Source organism: Gordonia sp. YC-XJ4 (genome assembly GCF_059511865.1).
In genome coordinates this window covers 5,015,172-5,041,990 of record NZ_CM183447.1, presented here as the reverse complement: position 1 = coordinate 5,041,990, position 26,819 = coordinate 5,015,172, and the positions used below count along the sequence as shown (strand labels likewise).

The 26,819-nt window shown below is 67.4% G+C and carries 23 protein-coding genes; 11 read left to right on the top strand and 12 right to left on the bottom strand.

Annotated features, from left to right (window positions below; all coding sequences use genetic code 11):
- Positions 1–124: 124 nt before the first annotated feature.
- Both AC5ZH6_RS22375 and AC5ZH6_RS22370 read right to left on the bottom strand, forming a co-directional pair.
- Positions 125–1,432, bottom strand: coding sequence for a hypothetical protein (locus AC5ZH6_RS22375; RefSeq protein WP_496167839.1), 1,308 nt, complete (start codon positions 1,430–1,432; stop codon positions 125–127).
- A gap of 49 nt (positions 1,433–1,481) precedes the next feature.
- Positions 1,482–2,351: an SDR family oxidoreductase gene (locus AC5ZH6_RS22370; protein WP_288437227.1), complete on the bottom strand. Its 870-nt coding sequence runs from the start codon at positions 2,349–2,351 to the stop codon at positions 1,482–1,484.
- 139 nt (positions 2,352–2,490) lie between these two features.
- Here AC5ZH6_RS22370 and AC5ZH6_RS22365 point away from each other — a divergent pair, with 139 nt between their 5' ends.
- The gene (locus tag AC5ZH6_RS22365; protein WP_271354115.1) at positions 2,491–2,913 is read left to right on the top strand and encodes a winged helix-turn-helix transcriptional regulator; all 423 of its coding nucleotides are present in this window, start codon (positions 2,491–2,493) and stop codon (positions 2,911–2,913) included.
- Here AC5ZH6_RS22365 and AC5ZH6_RS22360 read toward each other — a convergent pair.
- The 3 genes from AC5ZH6_RS22360 to AC5ZH6_RS22350 all read right to left on the bottom strand — a co-directional run bounded on the left by AC5ZH6_RS22360 (position 2,901) and on the right by AC5ZH6_RS22350 (position 5,484).
- On the bottom strand, positions 2,901–4,292 hold the full coding sequence (locus AC5ZH6_RS22360) for a VOC family protein (protein WP_288337760.1): 1,392 nt from the start codon (positions 4,290–4,292) through the stop codon (positions 2,901–2,903). The two genes, AC5ZH6_RS22365 and AC5ZH6_RS22360, sit on opposite strands and share 13 nt — an antisense overlap.
- Positions 4,289–4,816 (bottom strand): RNA polymerase sigma factor, encoded by a 528-nt coding sequence (locus AC5ZH6_RS22355; RefSeq protein WP_014361446.1) that lies wholly within the window; start codon positions 4,814–4,816, stop codon positions 4,289–4,291. Before AC5ZH6_RS22355 ends, AC5ZH6_RS22360 begins: the two co-directional genes overlap by 4 nt.
- 107 nt (positions 4,817–4,923) lie before the next feature.
- Positions 4,924–5,484, bottom strand: a complete 561-nt coding sequence (locus tag AC5ZH6_RS22350; RefSeq protein ID WP_006369718.1) for an LppP/LprE family lipoprotein — start codon at positions 5,482–5,484, stop codon at positions 4,924–4,926.
- 174 nt (positions 5,485–5,658) lie between these two features.
- Here AC5ZH6_RS22350 and AC5ZH6_RS22345 point away from each other — a divergent pair, with 174 nt between their 5' ends.
- The 4 genes from AC5ZH6_RS22345 to AC5ZH6_RS22330 all read left to right on the top strand — a co-directional run bounded on the left by AC5ZH6_RS22345 (position 5,659) and on the right by AC5ZH6_RS22330 (position 11,157).
- Entirely contained in the window at positions 5,659–6,231 is a 573-nt protein-coding gene (locus AC5ZH6_RS22345) for a hypothetical protein (protein ID WP_265076990.1), read from the top strand.
- A gap of 290 nt (positions 6,232–6,521) precedes the next feature.
- A complete protein-coding gene (locus AC5ZH6_RS22340) occupies positions 6,522–9,065 on the top strand; it encodes an ATP-dependent Clp protease ATP-binding subunit (RefSeq protein ID WP_288337759.1) in 2,544 nt (847 codons plus the stop codon).
- Positions 9,066–9,265: 200 nt separating this feature from the next.
- Positions 9,266–10,132, top strand: coding sequence for an enoyl-CoA hydratase-related protein (locus tag AC5ZH6_RS22335; RefSeq protein ID WP_006369721.1), 867 nt, complete (start codon positions 9,266–9,268; stop codon positions 10,130–10,132).
- A gap of 95 nt (positions 10,133–10,227) precedes the next feature.
- Positions 10,228–11,157, top strand: coding sequence for an SGNH/GDSL hydrolase family protein (locus AC5ZH6_RS22330; protein ID WP_006369722.1), 930 nt, complete (start codon positions 10,228–10,230; stop codon positions 11,155–11,157).
- 66 nt (positions 11,158–11,223) lie between these two features.
- Here AC5ZH6_RS22330 and AC5ZH6_RS22325 read toward each other — a convergent pair whose 3' ends face one another.
- Positions 11,224–12,621 carry an acyltransferase gene (locus AC5ZH6_RS22325; protein WP_006369723.1) on the bottom strand — a complete coding sequence of 466 codons (1,398 nt, stop codon included), beginning with the start codon at positions 12,619–12,621 and terminating at the stop codon, positions 11,224–11,226.
- A gap of 325 nt (positions 12,622–12,946) precedes the next feature.
- Here AC5ZH6_RS22325 and AC5ZH6_RS22320 point away from each other — a divergent pair, with 325 nt between their 5' ends.
- A complete protein-coding gene (locus AC5ZH6_RS22320) occupies positions 12,947–13,909 on the top strand; it encodes a hypothetical protein (RefSeq protein ID WP_288337758.1) in 963 nt (320 codons plus the stop codon).
- Here the strand turns inward: AC5ZH6_RS22320 and AC5ZH6_RS22315 are convergent.
- The gene (locus AC5ZH6_RS22315; protein ID WP_288337757.1) at positions 13,883–15,133 is read right to left on the bottom strand and encodes an MFS transporter; all 1,251 of its coding nucleotides are present in this window, start codon (positions 15,131–15,133) and stop codon (positions 13,883–13,885) included. The two genes, AC5ZH6_RS22320 and AC5ZH6_RS22315, sit on opposite strands and share 27 nt — an antisense overlap.
- Positions 15,134–15,226: 93 nt before the next feature.
- Between AC5ZH6_RS22315 and AC5ZH6_RS22310 the strand changes: the two genes are divergently transcribed.
- Positions 15,227–15,907: a GntR family transcriptional regulator gene (locus AC5ZH6_RS22310; protein WP_014361440.1), complete on the top strand. Its 681-nt coding sequence runs from the start codon at positions 15,227–15,229 to the stop codon at positions 15,905–15,907.
- Here AC5ZH6_RS22310 and AC5ZH6_RS22305 read toward each other — a convergent pair.
- Complete coding sequence (locus AC5ZH6_RS22305) at positions 15,899–16,753, bottom strand: HpcH/HpaI aldolase/citrate lyase family protein (protein ID WP_288337755.1); 855 nt, start codon at positions 16,751–16,753, stop codon at positions 15,899–15,901. The genes AC5ZH6_RS22310 and AC5ZH6_RS22305 overlap by 9 nt on opposite strands.
- On the bottom strand, positions 16,750–17,622 hold the full coding sequence (locus AC5ZH6_RS22300; protein WP_288337754.1) for an HTD2 family dehydratase: 873 nt from the start codon (positions 17,620–17,622) through the stop codon (positions 16,750–16,752). The genes AC5ZH6_RS22305 and AC5ZH6_RS22300 overlap by 4 nt, the downstream gene beginning before the upstream one ends.
- A gap of 139 nt (positions 17,623–17,761) precedes the next feature.
- Here AC5ZH6_RS22300 and AC5ZH6_RS22295 point away from each other — a divergent pair, with 139 nt between their 5' ends.
- The gene (locus AC5ZH6_RS22295; RefSeq protein ID WP_288337753.1) at positions 17,762–19,483 is read left to right on the top strand and encodes an AMP-binding protein; all 1,722 of its coding nucleotides are present in this window, start codon (positions 17,762–17,764) and stop codon (positions 19,481–19,483) included.
- Positions 19,484–19,498: 15 nt separating this feature from the next.
- Here AC5ZH6_RS22295 and AC5ZH6_RS22290 read toward each other — a convergent pair whose 3' ends face one another.
- Positions 19,499–20,449, bottom strand: a complete 951-nt coding sequence (locus AC5ZH6_RS22290) for a GlxA family transcriptional regulator (RefSeq protein WP_288337752.1) — start codon at positions 20,447–20,449, stop codon at positions 19,499–19,501.
- A gap of 133 nt (positions 20,450–20,582) precedes the next feature.
- Here AC5ZH6_RS22290 and AC5ZH6_RS22285 point away from each other — a divergent pair, with 133 nt between their 5' ends.
- Positions 20,583–21,215 (top strand): isochorismatase family protein, encoded by a 633-nt coding sequence (locus AC5ZH6_RS22285; RefSeq protein ID WP_006369731.1) that lies wholly within the window; start codon positions 20,583–20,585, stop codon positions 21,213–21,215.
- A 29-nt stretch (positions 21,216–21,244) separates the two neighbouring features.
- On the opposite strand, the gene AC5ZH6_RS22280 is transcribed toward AC5ZH6_RS22285, so the two are convergent.
- The gene (locus AC5ZH6_RS22280; protein ID WP_006369732.1) at positions 21,245–22,741 is read right to left on the bottom strand and encodes an aldehyde dehydrogenase family protein; all 1,497 of its coding nucleotides are present in this window, start codon (positions 22,739–22,741) and stop codon (positions 21,245–21,247) included.
- A 212-nt stretch (positions 22,742–22,953) separates the two neighbouring features.
- Here AC5ZH6_RS22280 and AC5ZH6_RS22275 point away from each other — a divergent pair, with 212 nt between their 5' ends.
- Positions 22,954–24,372, top strand: a complete 1,419-nt coding sequence (locus tag AC5ZH6_RS22275) for a purine-cytosine permease family protein (protein WP_006369733.1) — start codon at positions 22,954–22,956, stop codon at positions 24,370–24,372.
- The gene (locus tag AC5ZH6_RS22270; RefSeq protein WP_265076987.1) at positions 24,372–25,922 is read left to right on the top strand and encodes a GMC family oxidoreductase; all 1,551 of its coding nucleotides are present in this window, start codon (positions 24,372–24,374) and stop codon (positions 25,920–25,922) included. The genes AC5ZH6_RS22275 and AC5ZH6_RS22270 overlap by 1 nt, the downstream gene beginning before the upstream one ends.
- Here the strand turns inward: AC5ZH6_RS22270 and AC5ZH6_RS22265 are convergent.
- A complete protein-coding gene (locus AC5ZH6_RS22265) occupies positions 25,919–26,818 on the bottom strand; it encodes a LysR substrate-binding domain-containing protein (protein WP_006369735.1) in 900 nt (299 codons plus the stop codon). The genes AC5ZH6_RS22270 and AC5ZH6_RS22265 overlap by 4 nt on opposite strands.
- Between the last annotated feature and the right edge of the window lies 1 nt (position 26,819).

Here is a 26,819-nt window from a genome sequence, read left to right as displayed (position 1 = left end):
GTCCGTTCCGTTATCTGGCCGTTACCGAAACCTGGGAGTCGGCTGAGTGTCATCGCTGCCGTTGCAGGTCATGCCGGGACCAAAGTCCCGGATGTGAGTCCGGCCACATGCCGCGCCGGCGGGGTCAGTGCGGCGCGAACACCCGGATGCTGGTGCCCTCGAAGGCGACGAGGAATCCGTCGACGTCCGCCACCTGGCCGTTCACGTCGACCGTCCACGCGAAACCGCCGGCCGACGGGTCGACCGCGCTGATCCTGCTGTTGCTGGCGAGCACCAGGAGATCACCGCTCGACCCGACGCAGGTGAGGTTGTCGAGGTTCGCGTCGGGATCGTCGAAGCCCGGCGCGGGCAATGAGCCGAGGTGCTTGGCATCGGCGAGGGAGTAGATCGAGCGCGACCGGCTCTTCAACGCGAACGCCACCGCGGTACCGCACGGTCGGGTGTTCGCCTTGGACAGCTCCACGTCGGAGATCTGCCACAGCGCTCCCGGCTTGGCCGGATCGACGACGACGTAGGTGCCCTGCATCGCCTCCATCTGCGCAGTGCCGGTCTGGGTCAGCACCGGCAAGGTGGACGGGCCGGGCAGCACCCGCATCCCCGCGACATGCGCGATGCGACGGGGATCGAGGACACCGTCGGTCACGGCATAGGTCTCGAACATGCGGTGGTCGGGGTCGGTGTACTCGACGGTGATGCCGGTCGGGAATGCGGTGATCGTGCAGTCGGTGCAGTGGAGACGGTCGGCGCCGGTGCGCGGATCGACGATGAACCGGCCGGCGTCGCTGGTGGTGATCTGCAGCAGCCCATCGGTGAGCACCTCGGCGCTCGCCGCGCGGGCGAAGGTGCGCGACCACAGTTCGTGGCCGTCCGGGGTGGCCATCGACACCCGGTAGCCGGAGGAGGAGATACGGACGAAGTCCGATCCGGCGCCGAGGACCGATGCGGTGTCGTCGAGGGCGGTCGGGCCGGACGGGGTGCCGTCGTCGTCGAGAAGGTAAAAGCCTTGTGCGAGATCGCTGCTGGCGTTGACCGCGCAGCCGACCACGCCGTCGTCGGTCATCCCGCAGCTCCCGGTGCCCGCGCGCAGCGGATGTTTCCACAGCAGATGTCCGTCGCTGCGATCGACCATCACATAGGCGCGACCGATACCCGACGGGTAGCTCAGCAGCCAGCGGTCGGTGCCGGTGGCGACCACCTTGATCTGGTCGCTGGAGGTGTAGTCGGGCAGGGTCTGGCTCGACACCCTCCACGCGACGGCGGGCTGGTCGGGGTAGGACCGCAGCTGGCCGTAGGTGTAGCCGGTCGCCGGGCGATCGGGTGTGCCGATGGCCAGCACTGCACCCACGCACACGACCATCACGGCGGCGAGTACGACCACGACGGTGCCGATACCGAACGGAAGTCGACGGCCCCGCTTGCTCCCCACACGCATGGCGACAGTCAATCACTCATGCCCTGCGTGGGGGAGGCTGACATGCAGATCAGGCGGTCACGGCCGCCAGGCCCGCGCGCAACACCTCGACCAGAGGCGTGGACGGCCGGCCGGTGAGCGTCGCGAGGTCGGTCGAGTCGGAGTCGAGCGCACCCCGGGCGACTCCGGCGTCCGAGTCGGCGAGGATCTCGGCCATCGGTGCCGGGATGCCGGCGTCGGTGAGCGCCGCCGCGTAGTCGGCCTCGGGAATATCGGTGTAGCGCACCGGTTTTCCGCTCACCTCGGCAAGGGTTGCGGCGATCTGTGCGTAGGTCGGGTGCTCGTCGCCGGCGAGTTCGTAGACCTCACCACCTGCGGCCTCGACGAGTGCGGTCGCCGCGGCAGCGGCGTAGTCACGACGCGACGCCGCCGCGACGGACCCGTTGCCGGCGCTGCCGTACAGCACTCCGGTCTCGACGGCCTGCGGAGCGGCGGCCAGATAGTTCTCCCAGTACCAGCCGTTGCGCAGCAGCACCGTGGGGATGCCGGACTCGGCGAGCACGCGCTCGGTGGCGACGTGTTCGGTCGCCAGAGCCAGCGGCGAGGTGTCGGCGCGCAGGATGCTGGTGTAGGCGATGAGGGAGACGCCGGCATCGGTCGCGGCCTCGATCACGTTGCGGTGCTGCGGGACTCGCTGCCCGACCTCGGAGCCGGAGACCAGCAGCACGCGGTCGACGCCGGTCAGGGCGGCGCGCAATGCGGTCGGGTCGCCGTAATCGGCGACCCGGACGTCGACGCCTGCGGACCGCAGTGCGTCGGCCTTCTCCGGGTTGCGGACGACGGCGACCACGTCGCCTGCCGCGACGCCCCGCTCGAGCAACGCCTCGACGGCGGCACTACCGAGTCCTCCGGTCGCTCCGGTGACGGCGTAGATGGTCATGGTTCCTCCTGGGTGGGTGGCGGGATGAGTGAGGGCTGCCCAGTCATCATGCACTTACTATTCGTGCAGTGCAATGTTGAATTGCATGTACATGTGTGATGATTAGCACGATCGTCCCGGCACGCCTAGAATGGCGCCCATGACCCCCGCCGCCTCCGGCTCCGCAGCCTCCGACCCGGACGCCGTCGATCCGACTCTGGAGGCCGACGTCTTCGCCCGCGATTGCAGTTCGCGTGATGTGTTGCAGAACGTGACCAGTCGGTGGGGTGTGCTGGCGCTCGCGGCGCTGGCCGAGGGGGACCTGCGGTTCAGCGCGTTACGGCGCCGCGTCGACGGGGTCAGCGAGCGGATGCTCTCGCAGACGCTGCACAACCTCGAACGCGATGGCTTCGTCACACGTACTGTGCTGCAATCGATCCCACCGAAGGTCGAGTACTCGCTGACCGACCTGGGTGCCGACGCCGCGACCCAATTGCGCGCCCTGATACACCTCGTCCAAGGCAATCTCGCGGCGGTCGAGCGGGCACGCGAGGCCTACGACGCGACCCGTCAGAACAACTGACCGAGGTAGAACCGCGCGCCCTGGTCGTCGGTGCATCGCGCCACCGCGCCGTAGACCTGACGGTTGGGCTCCTCGATCACGGCTCCGCCGGCAGCGCGCACCCGGTCGACGGCCTCGTCGATATCGGCCACGTTCCACATCGGTTCGGCCAAGGACCGATCCGCGCCCCCGGAGATCCCGATCTGCGGATGCACCCCGTCGACCTCCCAACCGTCGTCGATACGACCGGGTGTGAACCGCCAATTCATCACTGTGCCATAGAAATCGCGGTACCGGGCCGAGTCCGGGGTGTGCACGGTGAGATACGACAACGCGCCGAGCGTGCGAGGGTGCTGTTCCCCGCGGGTCTCGCCGGGGTCGGGTACGTGGACCGAGAAGGCGACGCCCTGGTCGTCCACGGCGTCCATCACGAGGTATCCGTCGCGTGCGACGGTGCTGATCTCGCCGACGCGACCACCGGCGGCGAGGATGGCTGCGCGGGCTCGATCGAAATCCTCCACGGCGTACACGCAGTAGAGGGTCCCGGCCGTTCCGTAGCCGTCGCCGTCGAAGATCCCGAGCCGGTGGCCGATGTTGGTGACCTGCCGGGTTTCCGGGTCGTACTCCCAGCCGAGAACCGCGCCGTAGAAGCGGGCGGCCCGCTCACGGTCGGGCGTCTGCAGCGACAGGTAGACGATGTCGCCGACCCGGACACGTTCGGCCGTCACTGCAGTCCGTGCGGGACCGGTCAGCATCCACCGGTGTCCGAAGGGATCGATGATGGTCGCCGAGCGCGTGCCGTAGGCGTCGTAGGGTTCGCGGGTGACGGCGGCGCCACCGCGCTGTGCGTGGGCCAGGGCCTCATCGGTGTCGGTGACGGGAAGCATGAGGCTCACCGAGACGTGCCCGGGTTGCGGAGCGTGTAGACCCAGGTCGGGGGATTCGTCGGCGAGGTAGAGCACACCGTCGCCGATCTCGAGTTCGGCGTGCCCGATTCGGTTGTCGTCCATGACAATCGGTTCACCGCGTAGACGCGCGCCCAGGTTGTCGCGGTACCAATCGATCGCTTGCCGCGCACCGCGGACCGTGAGATACGGCAGGGCGCCGGGGCGTTCGACGGGAGATGCGGCGGGTGCTGAGACGGCCGCTGCGTTCACGGCGTTGTCAATAGTGGTGTCGGCGCCGGGAGCGAAGCGAGCGGGCCGGGAAGCATCGGCCATGAGGATTCCCTTCGGAAGGGTGACGCCGCGTTCGAGTCGATCACGGAGACGGGCGGCGAAGGCGGGATCGGGGGCCACCGGTGCGTCCCACCCGGGGGTGTCCGAGGCGCGCAACACGGCGAACGGGTCGCCGATGGGGGAGTTGGGGGCCGAATCGAATTCGGCGTCGTCGTGGCTCATGCGCGTCCTCCTTTCCGGGTGGATCGGGCCGGTTGGTCGGGGTAGGCCGCGCGGAAGGCGCGCTTGGCCCGGGTCAACAGCGCCTCGGTGGCACCGACGGTGCGGCCCATGATCTCGGCGCATTCGGCGACCGGGAGGTCGTCGACGTAGCGCAGCGTGAGCACCGACCGGTGGATCGGCGTGAGCTGCGCCAGGGTGTGGTGGGCGATCATCCGGTCCAGATGGACCTCGGCGAGATCCTCGCCCGGCGGATCGGGCACGTCCGGCACGGGCTCGGGCGTCCGTTGCGCCCGTCGCCAGTGGTCGGCGAGCTTGTGCCGGGCGACCCCGATCAGCCAGGGCACCGTCGGGGTCAGGTCGGCGTCGCGACGAACCGAATCCATCGCGGCGAGAAAGGTCTCCGATGTGACGTCCTCGGCGACCCGTCGGTCCGAGCACCGTCGCACGACGAACCCGTACACCGCGGGTAGAGCCGTGTCGTAGACCTCGAGGAGGGCCTCGGGGCCGGTGTGTTCGCCACTCACACCCTCATCGTCGTCGCCCGGGGCGCAAACCCGACGCGTGTTGGGCAGAAAAAATGTGTCGCCGGCCGTGCCCGTACGGCACGACCGGCGACACTCGCGCCCGCCGATCAGGCCGGCGGGAAGAACCCCAGACGAATCACCCTGCCGCCGAATTGGAATGCGGTGACGTAGGTCGGTCCGCCGCTCGCGCAGCAGAACGGGTCGTCGGCGCGCAGCCAGCGATACTTCACGGTGACGTGGTCACGCGTCCAGCCGGCGATGGAGGTGTAGGAGTACGGCTTCGGATCGACGGTGCCGAGGAAACGGCCGTTGTGGAAGAGCAGGACGCGCGACTGGTAGGTGGCGTCGCCGATCCCGTTGCCGGTGACCAGCATCCAATCCAGGTTGCAGCCGCGGGAGAGGGGATTGGTGCTCGCGCTGCGAGGCTCCCAACTTCCGCCGTTGACGTCTCGGCCGATCTTGGTGAGCGAGTCACGGGCGAGGGCCGAGTTGAGATCGAAACACAGCCCGTGCCCGCTGCCGGGCGGGGCGGCCGCGGCGTCGCCGGCTCCGAGGGCGGTGGCCGAGAGTGAGCCGGCGAGCACGCCGGTCACCGCGAGGCACAGGACGAGCAGTCGCCGGAGTTCGGTCGGTGGTCGGGTGGACGGAGAGCGTCGAGCAGAGGTCATGATGTGGCCTTCCTGGTGGTGGTGTCAGGTCCCGACCTCGGGAGCGATGTCCCGTAGTGGCCTGTTCGCGTGTTTCGCCGCTCTCGTTAGCCAGGCGTAGCTGTTGTCATTCGGGTGCGATACCTGCTCCGGCGGTGTCGGGCCGCACGTGGCGATGGCGCGTAGCGTGCTCGCGTGGTCCACGTCCTTCCGCTGGCAGCGCCCGACGGCTTGGCGCCGCACTCGACCTACGAGACCGTGTGGACCTACCAGGGGTCGGAGACCGTGCTGACCAACGCACTGTTCTTCGGCGGATACGCCTCCATGATTGCCGTCATGATCGCTGCGACTGTGATCAACCGACGTATCGCCAAGCGCCACGGGGTCAAATCCGAGCGTGTCACCCGGATCGCCCGGTGGCTTGTCATCGTCCTGTTCGTGGTGACCACGGCCGGGTCGCTCCTGACGCATGGGACGGGACATCGGGATCAGAAGGTGGAAGCCGCCATCCTCGAACAGCGGTGGGGCCTGCAGATCGTGGACGTGAACCAGTTGCCGGGCCGTCATCTCGCGCAGAACGTTCCGTTGACCGTTCGATTCGGCGACAACACCGTCCAGTGTTTGCTTGCGACGTACGGCAAGCACACCGGTGACAAGCAGTGGTACACGAATCTGGTGGACCGGCGCGGAGCCGGCCGACCGTTGATCAAGTTCCAGCTGTGGTGCCCGTCCACCGGCGACATCACGGCTTTGCCGTTCGGGTCGTAGGCCGACCCCGGGGCCGTTCGCTCTGGGCGTAGCGCTATCCCGGGCTGCTCGGAACATGCTGATGTGCAGGGCGGTTGTACCGCGCAGACCCCCGTTGACGTGTGCATGACGTTGACTTCTGGTGGGCGTTAACTGCAGGTGCACACCGCACGACCTCTAGAGTGGAAGCAAGCTGGTCGTCGTGTACCCCGACACCATCGCAGTTGTCGCCTCGCATCGGTCGCCGCCCGCGGTTTCCGATCACCGGGACAACCACGACGGCCGGGGCGAAAGCGAAATGAGGGAGAACAATGTTCGAACGGTTCACCGACCGCGCTCGGCGGGTTGTCGTGCTCGCCCAAGAAGAGGCGCGGATGCTCAACCACAACTACATCGGCACCGAGCACATCCTGCTCGGCCTGATCCACGAGGGCGAAGGCGTCGCCGCCAAGGCCCTCGAATCGCTCGGCATCTCCCTGGAAGGGGTCCGCAGTCAGGTCGAGGAGATCATCGGTCAGGGCCAGCAGGCGCCGTCGGGGCACATCCCGTTCACCCCGCGCGCCAAGAAGGTCCTCGAGCTCTCGCTGCGTGAGGCGCTGCAGCTCGGCCACAACTACATCGGCACCGAGCACATCCTGCTCGGCCTCATCCGCGAGGGTGAGGGCGTCGCCGCACAGGTGCTCGTCAAGCTGGGCGCCGACCTCAACCGGGTGCGCCAGCAGGTCATCCAGCTGCTGTCGGGTTACCAGGGCAAGGAGCCGCAGGAGGCCGGCACGGGTGGCCGGTCCAGCGAGTCCGGCACCCCGTCGACGTCGCTGGTCCTCGACCAGTTCGGCAGAAACCTGACCGCCGCGGCCGCCGAGGGCAAACTCGACCCCGTCATCGGCCGCGAGAAAGAGATCGAGCGGGTCATGCAGGTGCTGTCCCGCCGCACCAAGAACAACCCGGTGCTGATCGGCGAGCCCGGCGTCGGCAAGACCGCCGTCGTCGAGGGCCTCGCGCAGGCGATCGTCAACGGCAAGGTGCCCGAGACGCTCAAGGACAAGCAGCTCTACACCCTCGACCTCGGATCGCTGGTGGCGGGCAGCCGCTACCGCGGTGACTTCGAGGAACGCCTCAAGAAGGTCCTCAAGGAGATCAACACCCGCGGTGACATCATCCTGTTCATCGACGAGCTGCACACGCTCGTCGGTGCCGGTGCCGCCGAGGGCGCGATCGACGCCGCCAGCATCCTCAAGCCGAAGCTGGCCCGCGGTGAGCTGCAGACCATCGGTGCCACCACCCTCGACGAGTACCGCAAGTACATCGAGAAGGACGCCGCACTCGAGCGCCGGTTCCAGCCGGTGCAGGTCGGCGAGCCGTCGGTGGAGCACACCATCGAGATCCTCAAGGGTCTGCGCGACCGCTACGAGAGCCACCACCGCGTGTCCATCACCGACGGTGCGCTCGTCGCCGCGGCCACCCTGGCCGACCGCTACATCAACGACCGGTTCCTGCCGGACAAGGCGATCGACCTCATCGACGAGGCCGGTGCGCGGATGCGCATCCGCCGGATGACCGCACCGCCGGACCTGCGCGAGTTCGACGAGCGCATCGCCGACGCCCGCAAGGAGAAGGAAAGCGCCATCGACGCGCAGGACTTCGAGAAGGCCGCCGGCCTGCGGGACAAGGAGAAGCAACTCGTCGCCGAGCGTGCCGAGCGTGAAAAGCAATGGCGCAGTGGTGATCTGGACGTCGTGGCCGAGGTCGACGACGAGCAGATCGCCGAGGTGCTGGGCAACTGGACCGGTATCCCGGTGTTCAAGCTCACCGAGGAGGAGACCACGCGTCTGCTCCGCATGGAGGACGAGCTGCACAAGCGGATCATCGGCCAGGAGGACGCGGTCAAGGCCGTCTCCAAGGCGATCCGTCGTACCCGCGCGGGTCTCAAGGACCCCAAGCGCCCGTCCGGCTCGTTCATCTTCGCCGGCCCGTCCGGTGTGGGTAAGACCGAGCTGTCCAAGGCGCTCGCGAACTTCCTGTTCGGCGAGGACGACGCCCTGATCCAGATCGACATGGGCGAATTCCACGACCGCTTCACCGCGTCGCGCCTGTTCGGTGCCCCTCCCGGCTACGTCGGCTACGAAGAGGGCGGCCAGCTCACCGAGAAGGTGCGCCGCAAGCCGTTCTCGGTGGTCCTGTTCGACGAGATCGAGAAGGCCCACTCGGAGATCTACAACACCCTGTTGCAGGTTCTCGAGGACGGTCGTCTCACCGACGGCCAGGGTCGCACGGTCGACTTCAAGAACACGGTGCTGATCTTCACCTCGAACCTCGGTACCGCCGACATCTCGAAGGCCGTGGGACTGGGCTTCAGCAAGGGTGACGACTCGAAGTCGAACTACGAGCGGATGAAGCTGAAGGTCAACGACGAGCTGAAGAAGCACTTCCGCCCGGAGTTCCTGAACCGTATCGACGACGTCATCGTCTTCCACCAGCTGACGAAGGACGAGATCATCCAGATGGTCGATCTGATGATCAATCGCGTCGAGACGCAGCTCAAGAACAAGGACATGGCGATCGAGCTCACCGATCGGGCCAAGTCGTTGCTGGCCAAGCGCGGCTTCGACCCGGTGCTCGGCGCCCGGCCGCTGCGCCGCACGATCCAGCGCGAGATCGAGGATCAGTTGAGCGAGAAGATCCTGTTCAACGAACTGACCCCGGGTCAGATCGTGCTGGTCGACGTCGCCAACTGGGATGGCGAAGGTGAGGGCGAGGACGCCAAGTTCACCTTCACCGGCTCGGAGAAGCCGCGTGAGTTGCCCGACGCCCCGGTCGAGCTGAGCAAGGCAGGTGACGCCGGCAGCGAGAGCTGATCGGCCCGACCGCGAACACCCACGACGCCCGTCGACTCCTTCTCTGGAGCGGCGGGCGTCGTGGGCGTCGGCATCACCGCCGATGGCTGTCGGCGCCGGGGCCGACCCCGAAGTGTGGGCATCATGAGGACACCGCCACAATGGTGATCGGCGCAACATCAGGTGCGCCGTCATATATCACCGAGTGGAGGCGTCACACCGTGAGCACCGAATCAGCAACGCAGGGCCTGGCCGAAGCGGCCCCCGAACCGGTCATCACGGTCACCCGGCACGACGAGATCGCCGTCATCACCCTGAACCGCCCGGACCGGCTCAACGCGTTCACCTTCGAGATGGGTGAGCAGATCCAGGCGGCCTTCGACGAGACCGACGCCGACGACTCGGTGCGCGCGGTGGTCATCACCGGCGCCGGCCGGGCGTTCTGCGCCGGCGCCGACCTCGCCGGTGGCGCAACCACATTCGAGCTCGAGGAGAAGGAGCCCGGTGAGGTGCCGCCGGATTCCGGTGGCCGGCTGACGCTGCGGATCTTCGCCTCGCTCAAGCCCGTGGTGATGGCGATCAACGGCCCGTCCGCAGGCGTCGGCGTCACCATGACGCTGCCCGCCGATGCCCGCATCGCCTCGGAGAACGCCCGCTTCGGGTTCGTGTTCACCAAGCGCGGACTGGTGCCCGAGGCGGCGTCCACCTGGTTCCTGCCGCGCCTGGTCGGGCTGCCGACCGCGCTGCGCTGGACGTTGGGGGCGCAGATGGTCGGCGCCGCAGAGGCGCTCGAGGCCGGTCTGGTGCAGCAGGTCGTCGCTCCCGACGAGGTCCTCGACGCGGCGATCGCCGCCGCCAGGGAGATGACGTCGGGCACCGCGCCGGTATCGGTCGCGCTGACCCGGCAGTTGCTGTGGCGCATGGCCGGGGCGCCGAGCCCGCTCGACGCCCATCACGCGGACTCCGCGGCGATCTACGCGCGGGGTCGGATGCCCGACGTCGCCGAGGGGGTGACGTCGTTTCTGGAGAAGCGTGAACCGACCTTCACCGATTCGGTGGCGACCGATCTGCCCGAGATCTTCTCCTGAAATCGCCCGAAAGCGGCTTTTTCGCAGGCCACGTGGGCAATTCAACACGGGGCGTTGACGCTTCCCGTCATCGCGGTGTGTGAAACTGTACGACGATGTCTCGAGCACTTTTCGGCCGTGTCGCCACGGCCGTCGCCGCGTTGGTCGCCGCCGCCGTCGTCGTACTCCCCGGGAGTGCGAGCGTGCCGTCGGCGGCTGAGTCGACGACGGTGCAGACCGCCGCGCAGCGCCAGCCCGAGACCGCCCTCTCGTCTGCCGCCGCGCCGCAGAAGTATGTGGCGTTGGGGAGCTCCTATGCCGCAGGCCCGGGCGGGCTGGACTCGATCGGCAACCGGTGCCTGCGCACCATGGACAACTATCCGCACCAGGTCGCCCAGGCCATGAACATGAGCCTGGTCGACGCGACGTGTTCGGGGGCGACGACCGAGAACATCCTGGACCGTCCGCAGCGGTTCGTGAAGCAACCCCAGATCGACGCCGTCACGCCCGGCACGGCATTGGTGACGATCACCACTGGCGGCAACGACATCGGGTACGTGCAGCGCCTGATCGCCATGGGCTGCAAGAACTCTGTCGCCGACCCGGTCAAGAACATCGCCGAGCGGGTGTGTGGACACGGCCGACCGATCTCTCCCGAACCCGGATTCGAACGGTATGCAGCCGTCGAGCAGAAAATGATCGAAACGGTGTTCGCCGTCCGGATGCGCGCCCCCGCGGCGCGGATCGTCCTCGTCGACTATCCACCGGTGGTGGTCGCAGGCGGCCCGATCTGCCCCAAACTCGCACTCACGCCGGAGGAGATCGAGTCGACCATCCGGGTATATGACGCGCTTGCCCAGGTGACCGCCGAAGCCGCGCAGATCTCGGGTGCCGAGCTCGTCACCACCGGTCCGCTCGGTGCCGAGCACACCGTGTGCTCACCCGACCCGTGGCTGCGCGGATTCGAGCTCCCGGTGCCGTATCACCCGAACGCCTCCGGCAAGGCCGGCGTCGCCCGCCTCATTGTTGACGCTCTGCGTCGGTGATGTGTTGACGCTCTGCGTCGGTGATGCGCTGACGCGCGGCGTCGGTGACAGCGCTGACACGCGGCGTCACACCGCTTCTTCGACGTACTCCGCGTCGCGGTGGCGGATCTGGTGCCAGTAGACGATCGCCATCGAGAACACCAGGAAGGCGCCGGTCGCGGCGATCAGATTGCCCGCCCACCAGCCGAAGCCGAGGCGGACGATCAGGCCGACGATGATGGCGGCGAGTCCGACGAGCGCGGACCGTCCGGCGTTCTGGGAACGCCAGTCGATGCGATTGCGTCCGGTGGTGATGAGGCTGATCGGGCTGCGGCGCAACGTTTCCACCACGAACACGGTCAACACGACGGTGGCGAGGTAGGCCAGGATCACGCGCGGCAGGGCGTGGATGCGTTCGTCGGCGATCTGTGGCAGCAGTGCATAGATCGCGAGGACATGTGCGAGATAGATGGCGAAGGAGCGATCGGCGGCGGTCTTCATGAACCGGTCGGGGATCGAGCCGGGGTGGCGGCGTTCCTGCCAGAGCGTGCCGAGGCCGTACAGGATCACGATGATCGCGATGAATGCCCACATGTTGTGGAGCATGAAGACGTTGGTCGCCCGGAACAGGTCCTCGCCGCGGTCGACGATGTAGAGGTAGTAGAGCCATGTCGCGATGATCACCACGACGCCGACACCGATGAGCTGCCAGCGCCACCGTTTGATGAAGGCCTGGAATGCCTCGTAGTGCATGGCCGACACACAGCCCGCGAGGATGAAGAACTGGTAGGGGAAGATCGTCACCACCAGGTGGCTCCAGATCTCACCCTGGATACCCCAGGTGAAGAACGAGATGGGTGAGCGCACCATCGCGTACATCATCACCATCTGGAAGATGAAGCTCACCGCGAGCAGGTAGCGGTGAAAACCCCAGGTGCGCCGAAGAATCCACAGCATCAGTGGGAACACCAGATAGATCTGCATGCTCACCGACAGGAAGTACAGGTGGTAGGCGGCGTTTCCGGTGATGAGGTCGTAGACGATCGATTTCACCGAACGCTCGGCGGCGTCGAGACTGTTCCACGCGTTGGCGATCGCGTCGACGCCACCGAAGTGATAGCGGACGTAGAACCAGTAGAACAGGCTCCACACGAGGAAGGGCAGGCCGATCAGTTTGTAACGCCGCTTCCAGAACGGAATCGCCTTGAGCTCGCGGTTGCGGTACTGGTAGCCGAGGACGAAGCCGGTCAGGGCGAAGAAGCTGTAGCGGGTGTAGCGGAGGAAGACCTCGACGGCGCCTGCGGCCACACTGGTCGGGGCGGTGACGCTGAGCATCACGTGGTCGAGGATCACCGCACCGAAGGTCACCAGTCGGACGAAGTCGATCTGGTAGAGGTGCTTGTCGCGTTTCGCGGGCTTGGCGGCCGGTTCGGCGCCGGAGTCCGTCGGGGTGACGTCGCCTGCGACGGGGTCGGGGACGGTCACCGGATCGGTCTCCGGACGTTTCGCGGACGCCGGGGTACCGGTCGATGGCTGTTCGGTAACGATCGGAAGACCTCCGTCCAATTCTTCGCACGTCGCAGAGGGTGAGGCTACTCCCTGTTGCTGAAAGTTCCGAAGTCGGCCCGTGACGCCATTGGAGGCGTTCACACCGACTGCTCAGGGGCGCTGCGGATGCCGCGTGGTGGCCGATGTCACGTGCTTGGATGTCATCGTGGCACCAAAACCGCAGGAAGACGGGGACCTCGATGCGGGTGTTTCCTCCGGAGGTGATGCCGCGGATCGAGCGGCGACACCCTCCCCGGTGGACGTGACATATCCCACTGTCGGCGGGGGACGCAGTCGCCTCCGGTCGGTCGGCGCGGCGCTGCTGACCGTGGTGTCGGTGGTGCTGGTGGTGTTGACCCTGCTTGCGGGCTATCTGCGGTCCGATCTGCTCGACACCGACGGCTACGTGGCGATGGTGGCTCCGCTGGCATCCGACCCGGCGATCCGGGCCGAGGTCACCGATGCCCTCGTGACGGTGATCGACGATCACGTCGACATCGCGGCACTGAGCGCCGAGGCGTTCTCGGCGCTGACGCCCGGCACCGGTACGCGAGCGGCGCAGGTGCTCTCACCGCTGATCGCGGCGCAACTCCAGTCCTACCTCCACGACACGGTCGAGCGCTTCGTGTCCTCGTCGGCGTTCGCGACCGCGTGGACGACCGCCAATCGTGCCGCGCACGCCACCCTCGATCGGCTTCTCGCCGGCGACACCGGAATCGTCGCGATCGATCTGGCCCCGATGGTCGCCCGGATCCGACAGCGATTGATCGACGACGGATTCACCGCCGCCGAGCAGATTCCGGCGATTCATCATCAGGTCGTCCTGTGGCAGTCCGACGCACTGCGCCGCGCTCAACGCGCGGTGTCCGCATTGAACACCGCGGCGCTGGTCCTGCCCTGGCTGACCGCGCTGGCGATCATCGCGACGATCGGTGTCGCTGCTCCGACCCGCCGGTGGCGAGCGGTGATGGGGCTGGGCCTGGGCATCACCACGGTGATGCTGCTGCTCGCCGTCGCATCGGTGGTGGCCCGCGGCCGGTATCTCGATGCCGTTCCCGCCGACGTCATCACGCCGGACGCGGCCCGCGCGGTGTTCGACACCGTGGTGGCACCACTGCGTACGCGCATCTGGGTGGTCGCCGTCGTCGGTGCCGTGCCCGCGGTGCTCGCCTTCGTCGCCGAGCGTCGCGGGTGGCCGTCAGGTCGTCGATTCCATCCGCGGTAGGTGCGGCGCGCGGCGGCGATGGATGGCCAGGCCGATGGCCGCGGCGACGAAACACGAGGCAGCGCCGACGGCGAGGCCGGCCCGCGGCCCGGACGCCTCGCTGATCCACCCGATCAGCGGTCCGCCGATCGGCGTCGACCCCATGAACGCCACCGACCACAACGACATCACCCGGCCACGCATCTGCGGGTCCGAATTCAGTTGCAGCGTCGCGTTTCCGGTCGACATGAACGACACGCTGAGCCAGCCGACGAAGAACAGGGCGACGATCGCCATCCACAGGTGCGGGACCGCAGCGGTCACCGCGATGGTGATGCCGAACCCGATGGCGGCCAGGATCAACGTGCGCAAACCGGTGGTGCCGCGCGCGGCCACCAGCAGACCGCCGACGACCGCGCCCACCCCCATCGCCGCCGTCATGAAGCCGAAGGCCTGGGGGCCGCCGTGAAAGGCGTCCTTGGCGGCGGCAGGCAGCGACACCTGGAACTCGTAGGCGAGGGTGCCGACCAGCGCCATCATCGTCAGCGGAACCCACAGCACGGGGCGTCCGGCGACGTAGCGGAGTCCTTCGCGCAGTTGGCCTTTGCCGCGTTTGACCGGTGTCTCCTCGGCGATCTCGGCGGTCCGCATCATCAGCAGTGACACCACCACCGCGACGAAGCTGGCCGCGTTGATCGCGAAACACCAGCCCGCGCCGACCGCGGCGAGGACCAGACCGGCCACGGCCGGGCCGACCGCCCGCGCCGCGTTGACCATCACCGAGTTCAAGGTGACCGCATTGCGGATCCGGGATTCGCCGACGATCTGGTGGATGAACGCCTGGCGGGAGGGGTTCTCGAAGGCGTTGTTCAGTCCGAGCAGCACGGCGAGGACCCCGACCTGCCACACCTGCACCCAACCGCCGAAGGTGAGGATCGCCAGTGCCGCCGCCAGCAGCCCCATCACCGACTGCAGGATGATCATCAGCTTGCGACGATCCACGCGATCGGCGATCACCCCCGCGTACGGGCCGAGGATCAGGATCGGTACGGCCTGCAGCGCGACGATCACGCCGAGCACGGTCGATGAATTGCTGAGGGTCAGGACCAGCCAGGCCTGGGCGGTGGCCTGCATCCAGGTACCGACCAGCGAGAGCGCCTGCCCACCGAAGTACAGGCGATAGTTGTGGATGTGCAGCGAGGCGAACATGCCCTCGCGCTCCTGCGCCATGTCACCCACAGTCATTTCATCCACTGTAGAACCCGCCACTGACCGCTTCCTGGGAGGTCAACCCGGGAGGTCGGCACAGGACCAGGCCGCGACTGTATTCTATATTCTATGGTTGATCCTGCCGCTCCCGCTCCGGCGGCGCGACGCCGACGCCGTCCCCGGTTGTCCGACGAGGTCTCGGAGTATGTCCGCGAGCTCATCGTCTCCGGACAACTGCAACCCGGCGAGTTCATCCGCCCGGAAACCGTTGCCGATGAACTCGGGGTCTCGGCCACGCCCGCACGGGAGGGATTGCTGTCCTTGCAGAGCGAGGGGCTACTGCGGGTCGAACCGCGGCGCGGATTCGTCGTCGCACCCCTGAGCAGCACCGACATCGAGGACGTCTTCGCCGGGCAGGCCCTGCTGGCCGGCGAACTCGCCGCCCGCGCCACCACCCGTCTCGACGACGCGGACCTGGCCACTCTCGACCGTCTGCAGGTCGAACTCGAGGCGGCCGCCGACGCGGAGGACAACGACGAGGTCGAGCGGCTCAATCACGAATTCCACCGACTGATCTATGCCGCGGCGGGATCGCCCAAGTTGTCGTGGATGATCAAGTCGTCGCTCAATTATGCTCCCCGACGTTTCTTTTCGTCGGTCGACGGCTGGCCGCAGGCATCGGCCGACGATCATCGCGACATCATCGACGCCCTGCGCCGACGCGATGCGGCCGGCGCGCGGGCGGCGATGTCGGCGCACATCGGCAAGGCCGGGCGTCTGCTCGCCGAGCATCGGCGCGACTCACGCTGAGTCCTCCGGCCCAGGGCTTTCGGTGAGGGGAGCAGACGCCAGAATCCGTTGTGCGCGTGCGACAACCGGCGGGTCCACCATGTGTCCGTCGACCGCGACCGCCGAGGAGTCGGTACCGGCCGCCGCCACGATCGAACGCGCCCAGGTGATCTCGGTGTCCGACGGCGCCAGGCACGCGTGGACCGTTGCCACCTGGGCGGGATGGATGCAGAGCTTGCCGGTCAGGCCGATCCGCGCGGCGTAGCCGACGTCGGCGACGAGTTTCTCGACGTCGCGCAGCGCCGTGGTCACCCCGTCGATGGGGTCGGCGACACCCGCCGCGGCCGATGCCGTGACGAGCATCGAACGCGCAAACAGCAGTGCCTCGTGGTCATCGGGGTCGGCACCGATCTCGACGGCGAAGTCGATGGCGCCGAAGCCCAGTCGAGCGACACCGGGTACCTGCGCGATGGCCGGCGCCGCAAGAATGCCCCGCGCGGTCTCGATGAGCGGCAGGACCGGCGCCGCGGTCGTCTGCGCCACGCGTATCACCTCGTCGGCGCTGGTCGCCTTGGCGAGCATCACCGGTGCGCCGTGTCGGGCCGCGAGTTCCACATCGGCTGTGTGCCACGGCGTTGCGGCGGCATTGATGCGCAGGACGGCGTGCTTGCCGGCTGCAAGCCAGCCGGCGATGTGCTCGCGGGCCGCGCCCTTGTCCTCCGGGGCGACCGCGTCCTCGAGGTCGATGATCACCACGTCGGCACCGGCCGCGGCGGCCTTGTCGAAACGCTCGGGCCGATTACCCGGGACGAACAGGAAGCTGCGCGCGACGCGCAGCGATGCGATGGGATCGGTGGTGTCGGTCATGCGAATTCTCCCTTGCCCGAGACGTGAACGGTGCCCTGTCCGGTGACGACGGCGAGCTCTACCGCGTCACCGTCGTCGTCCGGGGTGGCCTCGACCCGGAAGCGGTCACCGAGGAACAGTGGGCTGCGAAGCCGGAAGTCGAAGGTGCGCAGCGATTTACCGTGATGATGTGCGCGGGCTAGCTCGGCCATGTAGGTGGCCAGCAACGGTCCGTGGACGACGAGATCGGGGTAGCCCTCGACGCCCGTCGCATACGGGCGGTCGTAGTGGATGCGGTGGGCGTTGGAGGTCAGTGCCGAGTACCGGAAGAGCAGCGGCGTGTCGGGTGTCGGCTCCGCGGTCCATGGTGCGGTCGCGTCGGCGAGGTCGGGACTCGGCCGATCGAAGGGCCGCGCGTTGCCGGAATCGCTGCGATACACCAGATCCTGGTCCTCGGTGAGCACAACGGTTCCGCCCTGGCGGTATTCACTGCGGACCGTGACGAAGAGCATGTCGCCGGTACGCCCGTGCTTCTCGGTCATCGAGGCCACCGACGACACCTTCTCGGTGCGCGTGCCGAGAGCCAACGGGGCCGTGGACGAGATCCGCGCACCGGCGAACATCCGACGGCGGTCCGGGATCGGTGGCAGGAAATGGCCGTGGGCGGGGTGACCGTCGGCGCCCAGTTCCGCGGTCTGCGGCCACTCGGAGAAGAAGATCCAGTGCCAGGGCAACGGCAGGGGATCGCCGTCGGCGAAGGTTTCCGACAGTCCGAGCGTGGCGGCCAACCGCGTCGCCTGCGCCGCGTCGAGGGTGTCCACCTCGGTGATCGGTTCGGGACGCCAACCGGCGACATGGTCGCTCAGACTCGATCCGGTGGTCCCGGCCATTTGCGCTCCTCCGCTTCTCCGCCTGCACAACGACATTCCACACTATGAAACATAGTCTATAGAGTTGGTGGATGGGCCGGTGCCCCGCCCCCACTTCGGGGGGTGTTGACGGCGCTGGTGTGACGTGGATCATGCACTCATGACCAGCACCACCGCCACCGACAGCCCCTCGACGACCAACACCGAGCGATACCGCGTCGCGCGAGATCAGATGGTCCGTCTCATCGGCGACTACGAGACCGCCGTTCGTGAGTTCCGGTGGCCGGCCATCACCGGCCGGTTCAACTGGGCGATCGACTGGTTCGACGTCATCGCTCGCGGCAACGACCGCACCGCGCTCTGGTTGTGCGAGCAGGACGGCACCGAAACCAAGGTGTCGTTCGACGAGATGGCCACGCGCTCGGATCGGGTGGCGACCTGGCTGGCCGAGCTGGGCATCGGCAAGGGCGATCGCGTGATCCTGATGCTCGGCAATCAGGTCGAGTTGTGGGAGGCGATGCTCGCGGTGTGCAAGCTCGGGGCGATCGTCATACCCACCACCGCAGCGCTGGGGCCGGCCGACCTGCGGGACCGGATCGACCGTGGTGCGGCTCGATGCGTCATCGTCAACGCCGCCGACACCGCCAAGTTCGCCGAGATCGACGGCGACTATCTGCGCATCGCGGTCGGCGACGCGGTGCCGGGCTGGCACTCCTACGGCGACTCGGCCACGGTCACCTCCGCCGGGCCGTTCGACGTCGTCACCGAGGTCGGCGATCCGATGCTCATCTACTTCACCTCCGGCACCACCAGTCGTCCCAAGCTCGTCGAGCATTCCCAGACCAGTTACGCCGTCGGCCATTTCACCACCATGGCGTGGATCGGGGTGCGCCCCGGCGACATTCACCTGGCGATCAGCTCGCCGGGTTGGGCCAAACATGCCTGGAGCTGTTTCTTCGCACCGTGGATCGCCGAGGCGACGATCTTCGTCTACAACTATGCGCGCTTCGACGCGCAGGCCCTGATGATGCAGCTGCGGCGGGCGCGTGTCACCACCTTCTGTGCGCCACCGACGGTGTGGCGCATGCTGATCCAGGCCGACCTCGGCGAGCGACCCGAGGGTATGCGAGAGCTCCTCGGTGCCGGGGAGCCGCTCAATCCCGATGTCATCCGGCAGGTCGAGAAGGCGTGGGGTCTGACCATCCGCGACGGTTTCGGGCAGACCGAGACCACCCTGCAGGTCGGGAACACGCCGGGCGCGCCGGTCAAGGCGGGGTCGATGGGCCGACCGATGCCCGGCGTCCCGGTGGTGCTGATCGATCCGATCAGCGGCGAACTCGCCGACGAGGGCGAGATCTGTCTGGACCTTGCCCAGCATCCGGTCAATCTCATGACCGGATACCTCGGCGACCCGGAACGCAACGCACTCGTCACGGCCGGCGGCTACTACCACACCGGCGATGTGGCGCAACGTGATTCCGACGGCTACATCACCTACATCGGGCGCACCGACGACGTCTTCAAGTCCTCGGACTACAAGGTCTCGCCCTTCGAGTTGGAGAGCGTGCTCATCGAGCACCCCGCCGTGGTGGAGGCGGCGGTCGTCCCGCAGCCCGACGACACCCGTCTGGCCGTGCCGAAAGCCTATGTGGCACTGGCCTCCGGGTGGGAACCCGACGAACAGACCGCACGCTCGATCCTGGAGTATTCCCGAGATCACCTCGCGCCCTATCTCAAGGTGCGCCGCGTCGAGTTCTTCGAACTGCCCAAGACCATCTCCGGCAAGATCCGCCGCGTCGAACTGCAGCAGCGGGAGGCCGCTGCGCATCGGGACAAGGAGACGATCACCACCGAATACCGGTACGAGGATCTGGTGGACTGAGCGTCGGCGGCGAGGTCAGCCGGGCCGGAACTGGTTGCGGTGCACCGATGGTGACACGCCGAACCGGGCGACGAAGTTCTGGCGGAGGGTGACCTCGCTGCCGAATCCGCACCGGTGTGCAATCAGCCCGATGTCGAGATCGGTGGTCTCGAGCAGGGTGCGGGCATGGGCGACTCGCTGGGTGGTCACCCATCGCGCGGGGGTGGTACCCGTGGCGTCGCGGAAGTGGCGCAGGAAGCTTCGTCGGCTCATCCGGGCCCGGGCCGCCAGCCCCGACACCGACAGGTCGGAATCCAGATGGCCGATCACCCATTCCAGCACCGCGCTGACCGAGGTGTCGGATTCGCTTGTGGCGAGCGGATGTTCGATGTATTGCGCTTGGCCACCGTCGCGGTGCGGGGCCACCACCATGCGTCGGGCGACGCGGTTGGCCAGGTCGGCGCCGCACAATCGTCGCAGCAGGTGCAGGCAGGCATCCACCGATGAGACCGTGCCGGCCGAGGTGATCACGTCGCCGTGGTCGATGTAGAGAACCGAATCGTCGACCCAGCCGCAGCGCCCACGACGCTCCAGTTCGCGGGTGCCCAGCCAATGCGTCACCGCTCCACGGCCTTCGAGGAGGCCGGTGTCGGCGACGGCGATGGCCCCGAGGCACAGTCCGGCAATGATCGCACCCCGCCCGTGGGCATCGAGCAGAGCCGAGCGCACCACGTCGTCGATCTCCGGTGCCGACTCGGGCCACGACGGCACGATGACGATGTCCGCAGCAGTGGTCGCCTCGGGACCACTGATCCCGCTGAGGCGTTGGCCCATCTCGAGCTCGACATCTCCGGAGTGGGCGGCCCACAAGGTGATCGACCAGAGCGCCGGATCTCGCGCCACCACCGCGGCCTCCCGGAAGACCATTTGGGGTGCAGCGACATGAAAGAGACTGACGCCGTCGAACACATGAATCGCGACCCGCATCGGTGCACCTACTCCGTGGCACGATCTCATCGGAAATCGGCATTCGCGCCACTGTCGTGGGTCAGCGTAACGCAGCAAAGTGGGTCGGGGACGGCGAGGATGACCGTCCGCCGAGCCAGAAGGAAGGCCCGACATGACCGCACCCACCCGCGCACTCGTCGTCGTCGACGTCCAGAACGAGTACTTCGACGGTCCGATGCAGATCCAGTACCCGCCGCGCGAGGGCTCGCTGGCCAACATCACCCGCGCGATCGACGCCGCGACCGAGGCCGGATTACCCATAGTGGCTCTGCGACACACCCTTCCGGCCGACTTCCCGGTGTACGCGGAGGGCTCGCATGGCTGGCAGTTGCATCCCGACATCGAGCGGCGCATCGGGGCGGACTGGAAGGTGGCCGACAAACAGTTCGGCACCGTGTTCGCCGGCACCGGGGTCGGCGAGTGGCTCGCCGAGCGGGGCGTCGACACCATCACGATCGTCGGGTACATGACCAACAACTGTGATCTCGCGACCGCCGCCGAATCCGAGACGCGGGGTCTGAGCGCGGAGATCCTCTCCGACGCGACCGGCGCCATCCACCTCGCCAACGACGCGGGCAAGGTGTCGGCGGAGCAATTGCACAACACGCTGATGGTGCTCTACCACTCGAACTTCGCGGCCGTGGCCACGACGGACGACTGGCTTGCGGCGGTGAACGCCGGTGCGGCACTGGACAAGGGCAATCTCGTCGAGTCCGCGGTGGCGGGTGCTGCGGCCAACTCCTGACCTGCCAACAGCATTGGGCGCGCGAGCATTCAGCGCCGGGCGATCCAGGTGGTTTTGAGGCCGGTGAATTTGTCGATCGCGTGGATTGACAGGTCCGCGCCGAAGCCTGACCCCTTGAAGCCGCCGAACGGTGTGCCCGGCGACAACGCGTCGACGGTGTTGATCGACACGGTGCCGGCATGCAGCGCCTCGGACACACGCAGGGCTCGGTCGAGGCTCGCCGTCCACACCGACGCGGCCAGCCCATACGGGGTGTCGTTGGCCAGTGCGACGGCTTCTTCCTCGGTGTCGAAGGGGATCATCGCGAGCAGCGGGCCGAAGATCTCGTCGGTCACCACCGGCGAGTCGACCGGCAGGTCGGTGACGACGGTCGGTTCCAGGAAGAAGCCGGTATCGCCGATCCGGTTGCCGCCGAGGATGATCCGTCCGTCGGTGTGGGCGCGGTCGATGTAGCGCAGGACGAGGTCGAGTTGCTTGCGCGAGACCATCGCACCGGCGCTCGATGCCGGATCGAGAGGGTCGCCCGGCAGGTAGGCCGCCGCCTTGTCGATCAGTGCGGCGGCGAACTCGTCGACGATGTCACGCTGGATCAGTAGACGACTGTTGGCCGAGCACACCTCTCCCTGGTTGCCGAAGATCCCGAAACACGCCATCTCCGCTGCCTGCTCGAGATCTGCGCAATCGGCGAAGACGATGTTGGGGCTCTTGCCGCCGCATTCGAGCCACACCTGTTTCATGTTGGACTCGGCGCTGTAGGCCAGGAACTTCTTGCCCACCTCCGTCGACCCGGTGAAGGTGAGGCAGTCGACGTCGGGGTGTCGTCCAAGAGCTGCTCCGGCGGTGGCCCCGAGGCCCGGTACCACGTTGAACACTCCGGCGGGTATGCCTGCATCCAGGGCGATCTCGGCCATCCGCAGTGCCGACAGAGGTGACTCCTCGGCGGGTTTGAGGACCACGGAGTTGCCTGCGGCCAGGGCTGGAGCGAGTTTCCAGGCGGCGATGTCGAGCGGGAAGTTCCACGGCACCACCGCGCCGATCACGCCCAGGGGGACGCGCCGCACCATGGCGACGCTTCCGTCGGCGGTCGGCGGAAGCTCACCGGGGATCTTGTCGATGACCTCGCCGTAGTAGCGAAAGACCGCAGCCGCGCCGGGTATCTCCACGTCGAGCGAATCGGTGATGGCCTTCCCCATCTCCAGGGTGACGAGCAGCGCGAGTTCGGCGCTGTGGTCGAGCAGAAGATCGGCGAAGCGGTTGAGTATCGCGCCACGCTCGGCGGCCGACAGGCGGGACCACCGGCCGTCGTCGAAGGCCCGGCGAGCCGCCACCACCGCGGCGTCGACGTCGGCCGCGTCGCACGCGGACACGCTCACCAGCACCTCTTCGGTCGCCGGGTTGACGACGTCGAAGGTGGAGCCTGAGATCGCGGGTACCGGGCGACCGTCGATGAGTGCGTCGGTGGGCGGCTTCAGGCCGGCCGCTCGCGCGTGCCAGTCGATCGGGGTGGGTGTGGACGGTGCGGGCATGGACCCAGGATGGCCGATGTCCGCGCCGGTCGATAGATCCAGTTGAGCCGAATTATTGGATGATCTGCATCGGTTCAGCCGAAGATAGCGGGGTGGGTATTGCATCGACTCCGGTGATACAGAAGCCAGAAAGATTCTGTTTTCTCTGGGATGGCCGGTGTCGAATACTGGCCGAACAGCGATCACGATCCCAGCCAGGAGCCGACCAACCCATGACGAGCACACCAGAATCCGGCGCCCCGGGCGCCGCGCCGGCACTCGAACGCCGCACCATCGATCACATTCCGCATGACGAACGGCACGGTCGCGCCCGCGACATCTTCACCGTGTGGTTCGGCTCCAACATCATGCTCCTGACCATCATCACCGGCGCGCTCGCGACCACCGTGTTCGGTCTGCCGTTGTGGGCCGGGGCGCTCGCGGTGATCGCCGGCAACGTCGTCGGTGGTGTTGTGATGGCGTTGCACGCCGCGCAGGGTCCGCAGATGGGCGTGCCTCAGATGCTGCAGACCCGCGCCCAGTTCGGCTCGCTGGGAAGCCTTCTGGTGGTGGTGCTCGTCGTCTTCATGTACCTGGGGTTCTTCGCCTCCAACGCGGTCCTCGGTGGCAAGGCCTTCGCGGCGGTGACCGGCCTGCCGACCAACTGGGCGATCGTGATCATCGGTGCGATCAGCGTCGGTGTCACCATCATCGGCTACCGGTTGATCCACTCGATGGCCGCGGTGTTGTCGGTGGTGGCGGGTGTGGCATTGATCATCGCGTTCGTGTGGATGGTCGGGGTGCAGGGCCTGCCCAGCGGCACGTGGCATGGCGGCGGATTCGGCTGGGCCGGTTTCATGGCCACCTTCTCGGCCGCGGCACTATGGCAGATCGCTTATGCGCCCTACGTTTCCGACTACACGCGGTATCTACCCAAGGACACCGGGGTGACCACCGCGTTCTGGGCCACCTACTCCGGCTGTGTACTCGGATCGGTGCTGCCGATGCTCCTCGGTGTGGTCGTCGGTGCTGCTCTGCCCGCCGCCGACACCCTCGACGGCCTGTCGACGCTGACCCACGGCATCTCGACCGGGCTCTTCGTGATCTTCGCGGTGGGCATCAGCGTCACCAACGGGATGAACCTCTACTGTGGTGCATTGTCGACGATCACCATCGGGCAGAACATCTTTGCGTGGTGGCGTCCGCAGGCAACGAGCCGCGCGGTGATCGCCGTCGTGCTCTTCGCCATCGCCATGGCGCCTGCCCTTCTCAGCGCCGACGACTTCCTGGCCAACTACGCCAATTTCCTTTCCCTGCTGCTGTGCGTGCTGATCCCGTGGACCGCGGTCAACCTCGTCGACTACTACCTGTTGCGCCACGGTGACTACGACATCGACTCGCTGTTCGCCAAGGACGGCGGAGTCTATGGTCGCTTCAACTGGACGGCCATCGCCTGTTACGTCCTCGGCATCGCGTTGCAGATCCCTTTCCTCTCGACCACCCTGTGGGTCGGTCCTATTGCTACATCGCTTGGCGGCGTGGATATTTCGTGGCTGGTGGGGCTCGCGGTGATCTGCCCCCTCTACTACGTGCTGATGCGCGCGAAGATGCCTGTGCCGTCGGCCTCGCTGGTGTCGGGGTCGGTCGCGTGATGAGCGACTACGTGGTGGTTGGCGGTGGCACCGCAGGCTGTATCGTCGCCGCACGGCTCAGCGAACGCCCCGACGTCACGGTGACGGTGCTCGAGGCCGGTCCCGACGACGAGCACGAGCCTCGTGCCCGATCGATCCGCCGGTGGGCGGAGATGATCGAGAGCGAGTACGACCAGGATTACCGTAGCATCCCGCAGGAGCGCGGGAACTCGGGAATCCGCCAGTCGCGCATGCACATTCTCGGTGGATGCTCGACCGCCAATACGATGATCACCTGGCGGCCGCTGGCCGCTGACCTCGAGGAGTGGGCCGACCTCGGCGTCGTCGGCTGGGATGTGCACACCCTCGGACGATGCTTCGATCGACTGGCCACCCCCATCACGCCGGTCGCCGAGCAGGATCGCAACCCCTACGTGGCCGACGTCGTCGCCGCGGCCGGGGAGGCGCTCGGCCTGCCTTTGCGGACGGCGTGGAACAGCGACGACGACTTCGCCTCGACGGGAGAGGGCGCCGGCTTCTTCGAGATCGGTTACGCCCCGGACACCAATCTCCGGTCATCGACGTCGGTGCACTATCTCCATGACGTCCGGTCGCGCGCCAATCTGACTCTGCTGCAGAATAGTTCGGTTTCTCGAATCCTGTTCGACGGGACACGCGCGGTGGGTGTGGTGGCCGTCGACGAGAACGGGGCCGAGTACGAGGTGCGCGCCGCAGTGGAGGTGATCGTGTGCGCCGGTGCTCTCGGATCGCCGGCTATCCTGCAGCGATCGGGGATCGGTCCCGCGGACGTGGTGGGCGCCGCCGGGGTGCCGGTGTTGCTCGACCTGCCCGGGGTGGGCGAGAACCTGATGGATCATGCCGAGGGGCTGATCGTCTGGGAGACCGATCGCGACGTGCCGTCGACCTGCGCGACCGGCTGGGACGCCGGTGCGGCGCTGCGGATCTCGGCCGACAGCCCGGCACGGCCGGACGTGCTGATGCACTTTCCGGTCGAGGCCGTCGCCGATCATGCCGTCGCCGCCGGTGCCGAACTGCCCGAGCACATCGTCTCGATCGCACCCAATGTGGCCAAGCCCCGCAGCCGCGGGCGGGTGTGGATCACCGATGCCGATCCGGCGACGCCGCCGGCCATCGACTACCGGTATTTCACCGATCAGTCCGGGGCGGACGAGGCCGTGTTGCTGGCCGGTGTTCGTGCGGCCCGTCGCATCGCCGAGACCGAGCCGATGGCGAAGTGGATTGTCCGAGAGGTATTCCCGGGCCCGGAGGTGGTCGGCGACGAGGAGCTCTCGGCCGCGCTGCGAGCGACGCACCAGACGGTCTATCACGTGTCCGGCACGTGCCGCATGGGTCGCGATGGTGACCCGCTCGCCGTCCTCGACAGCGATCTGAGGGTGCGTGGCGTGAGCGGTGTGCGGGTGGTGGATGCGTCGGTGCTGCCGACGCTGACCTCGGTCAATCCGGTCGGCACCATCATGAGCGTCGCCGAACGTGCCGCCGAACTCATTGCCGCCGAACTCATTGCGCCGGTCGGGGCGTCCGCGTCTTAACTCCCGAACAGATCCCGGCAGAGTTCGGCCACCACGGCCGCGCGGCGCGTGGGACGGGCGGCGACCGCGCTGAGCAGCACCATCGTGAGTGCCGGGGCGTCGTCGGCGATCGGGATCGCCGCGACCGCGTGTCCGTCGAGCGCCACCGGCACCGCCGACTGCAGGTTGAGCACTGTGTAGGCCAGTCCCCGTCCGACGAGCGCCCGACATGTCTCGACCGTCGTGGAGCGGTAGCGGATCGCGGGCTCCACCCCGGCGTCGCCGAAGACACGTCCGAAGTAGTCGCGACTGTGCGGTAGATCGAGCAGGGCCATCGGCTCGTCGGCGAGTTCACGCAGCCGCAACGACTTTCGCTTTGCCAACCGGTGGGTCCCCGACACGAGCACGTACGGCGGTACGGTACGCAGCGGCCACCGCTTGAGACGGGCGTCGTCGACGAGGTCGTATCCGATACCGAGTTCGAAGGTGCCGTCGGCGACGCCCTCGGCGAGATCGGCGAGGTCGACCTCGGTGGTCTGCAGATGTAGACGCGGAAGCTTTTCCGCAGCGGTGCTGAGCAATTCGGGTAACAGGTACGGCGCCATCACCTCGAAGCAGCCGATCGACAGCGATCCGGTCAGTGAGCCGCCCAGTCCGTGCGCGATGGACCGCAGATCGGCCGCGGAGGTCAGCAGTTGCCTGCTCGCCACGAGGAGCTCCCGACCCGACGGGGTCAGGGTGATGCCCTTCGCGTGATGACGTACCAACAGCTGCACGCCGAGGGCGCCCTCGAGGTCGGTCAGGGCCGTCGACATCGCCGACTGTGAAAGATGGACGGCGGCGGCGGCTTTGGTGATACTGCCGGCCTCGGCGACCGCAACGAAGTACTCGAGTTGCCGCAGGGTGTAGTCGGCCATG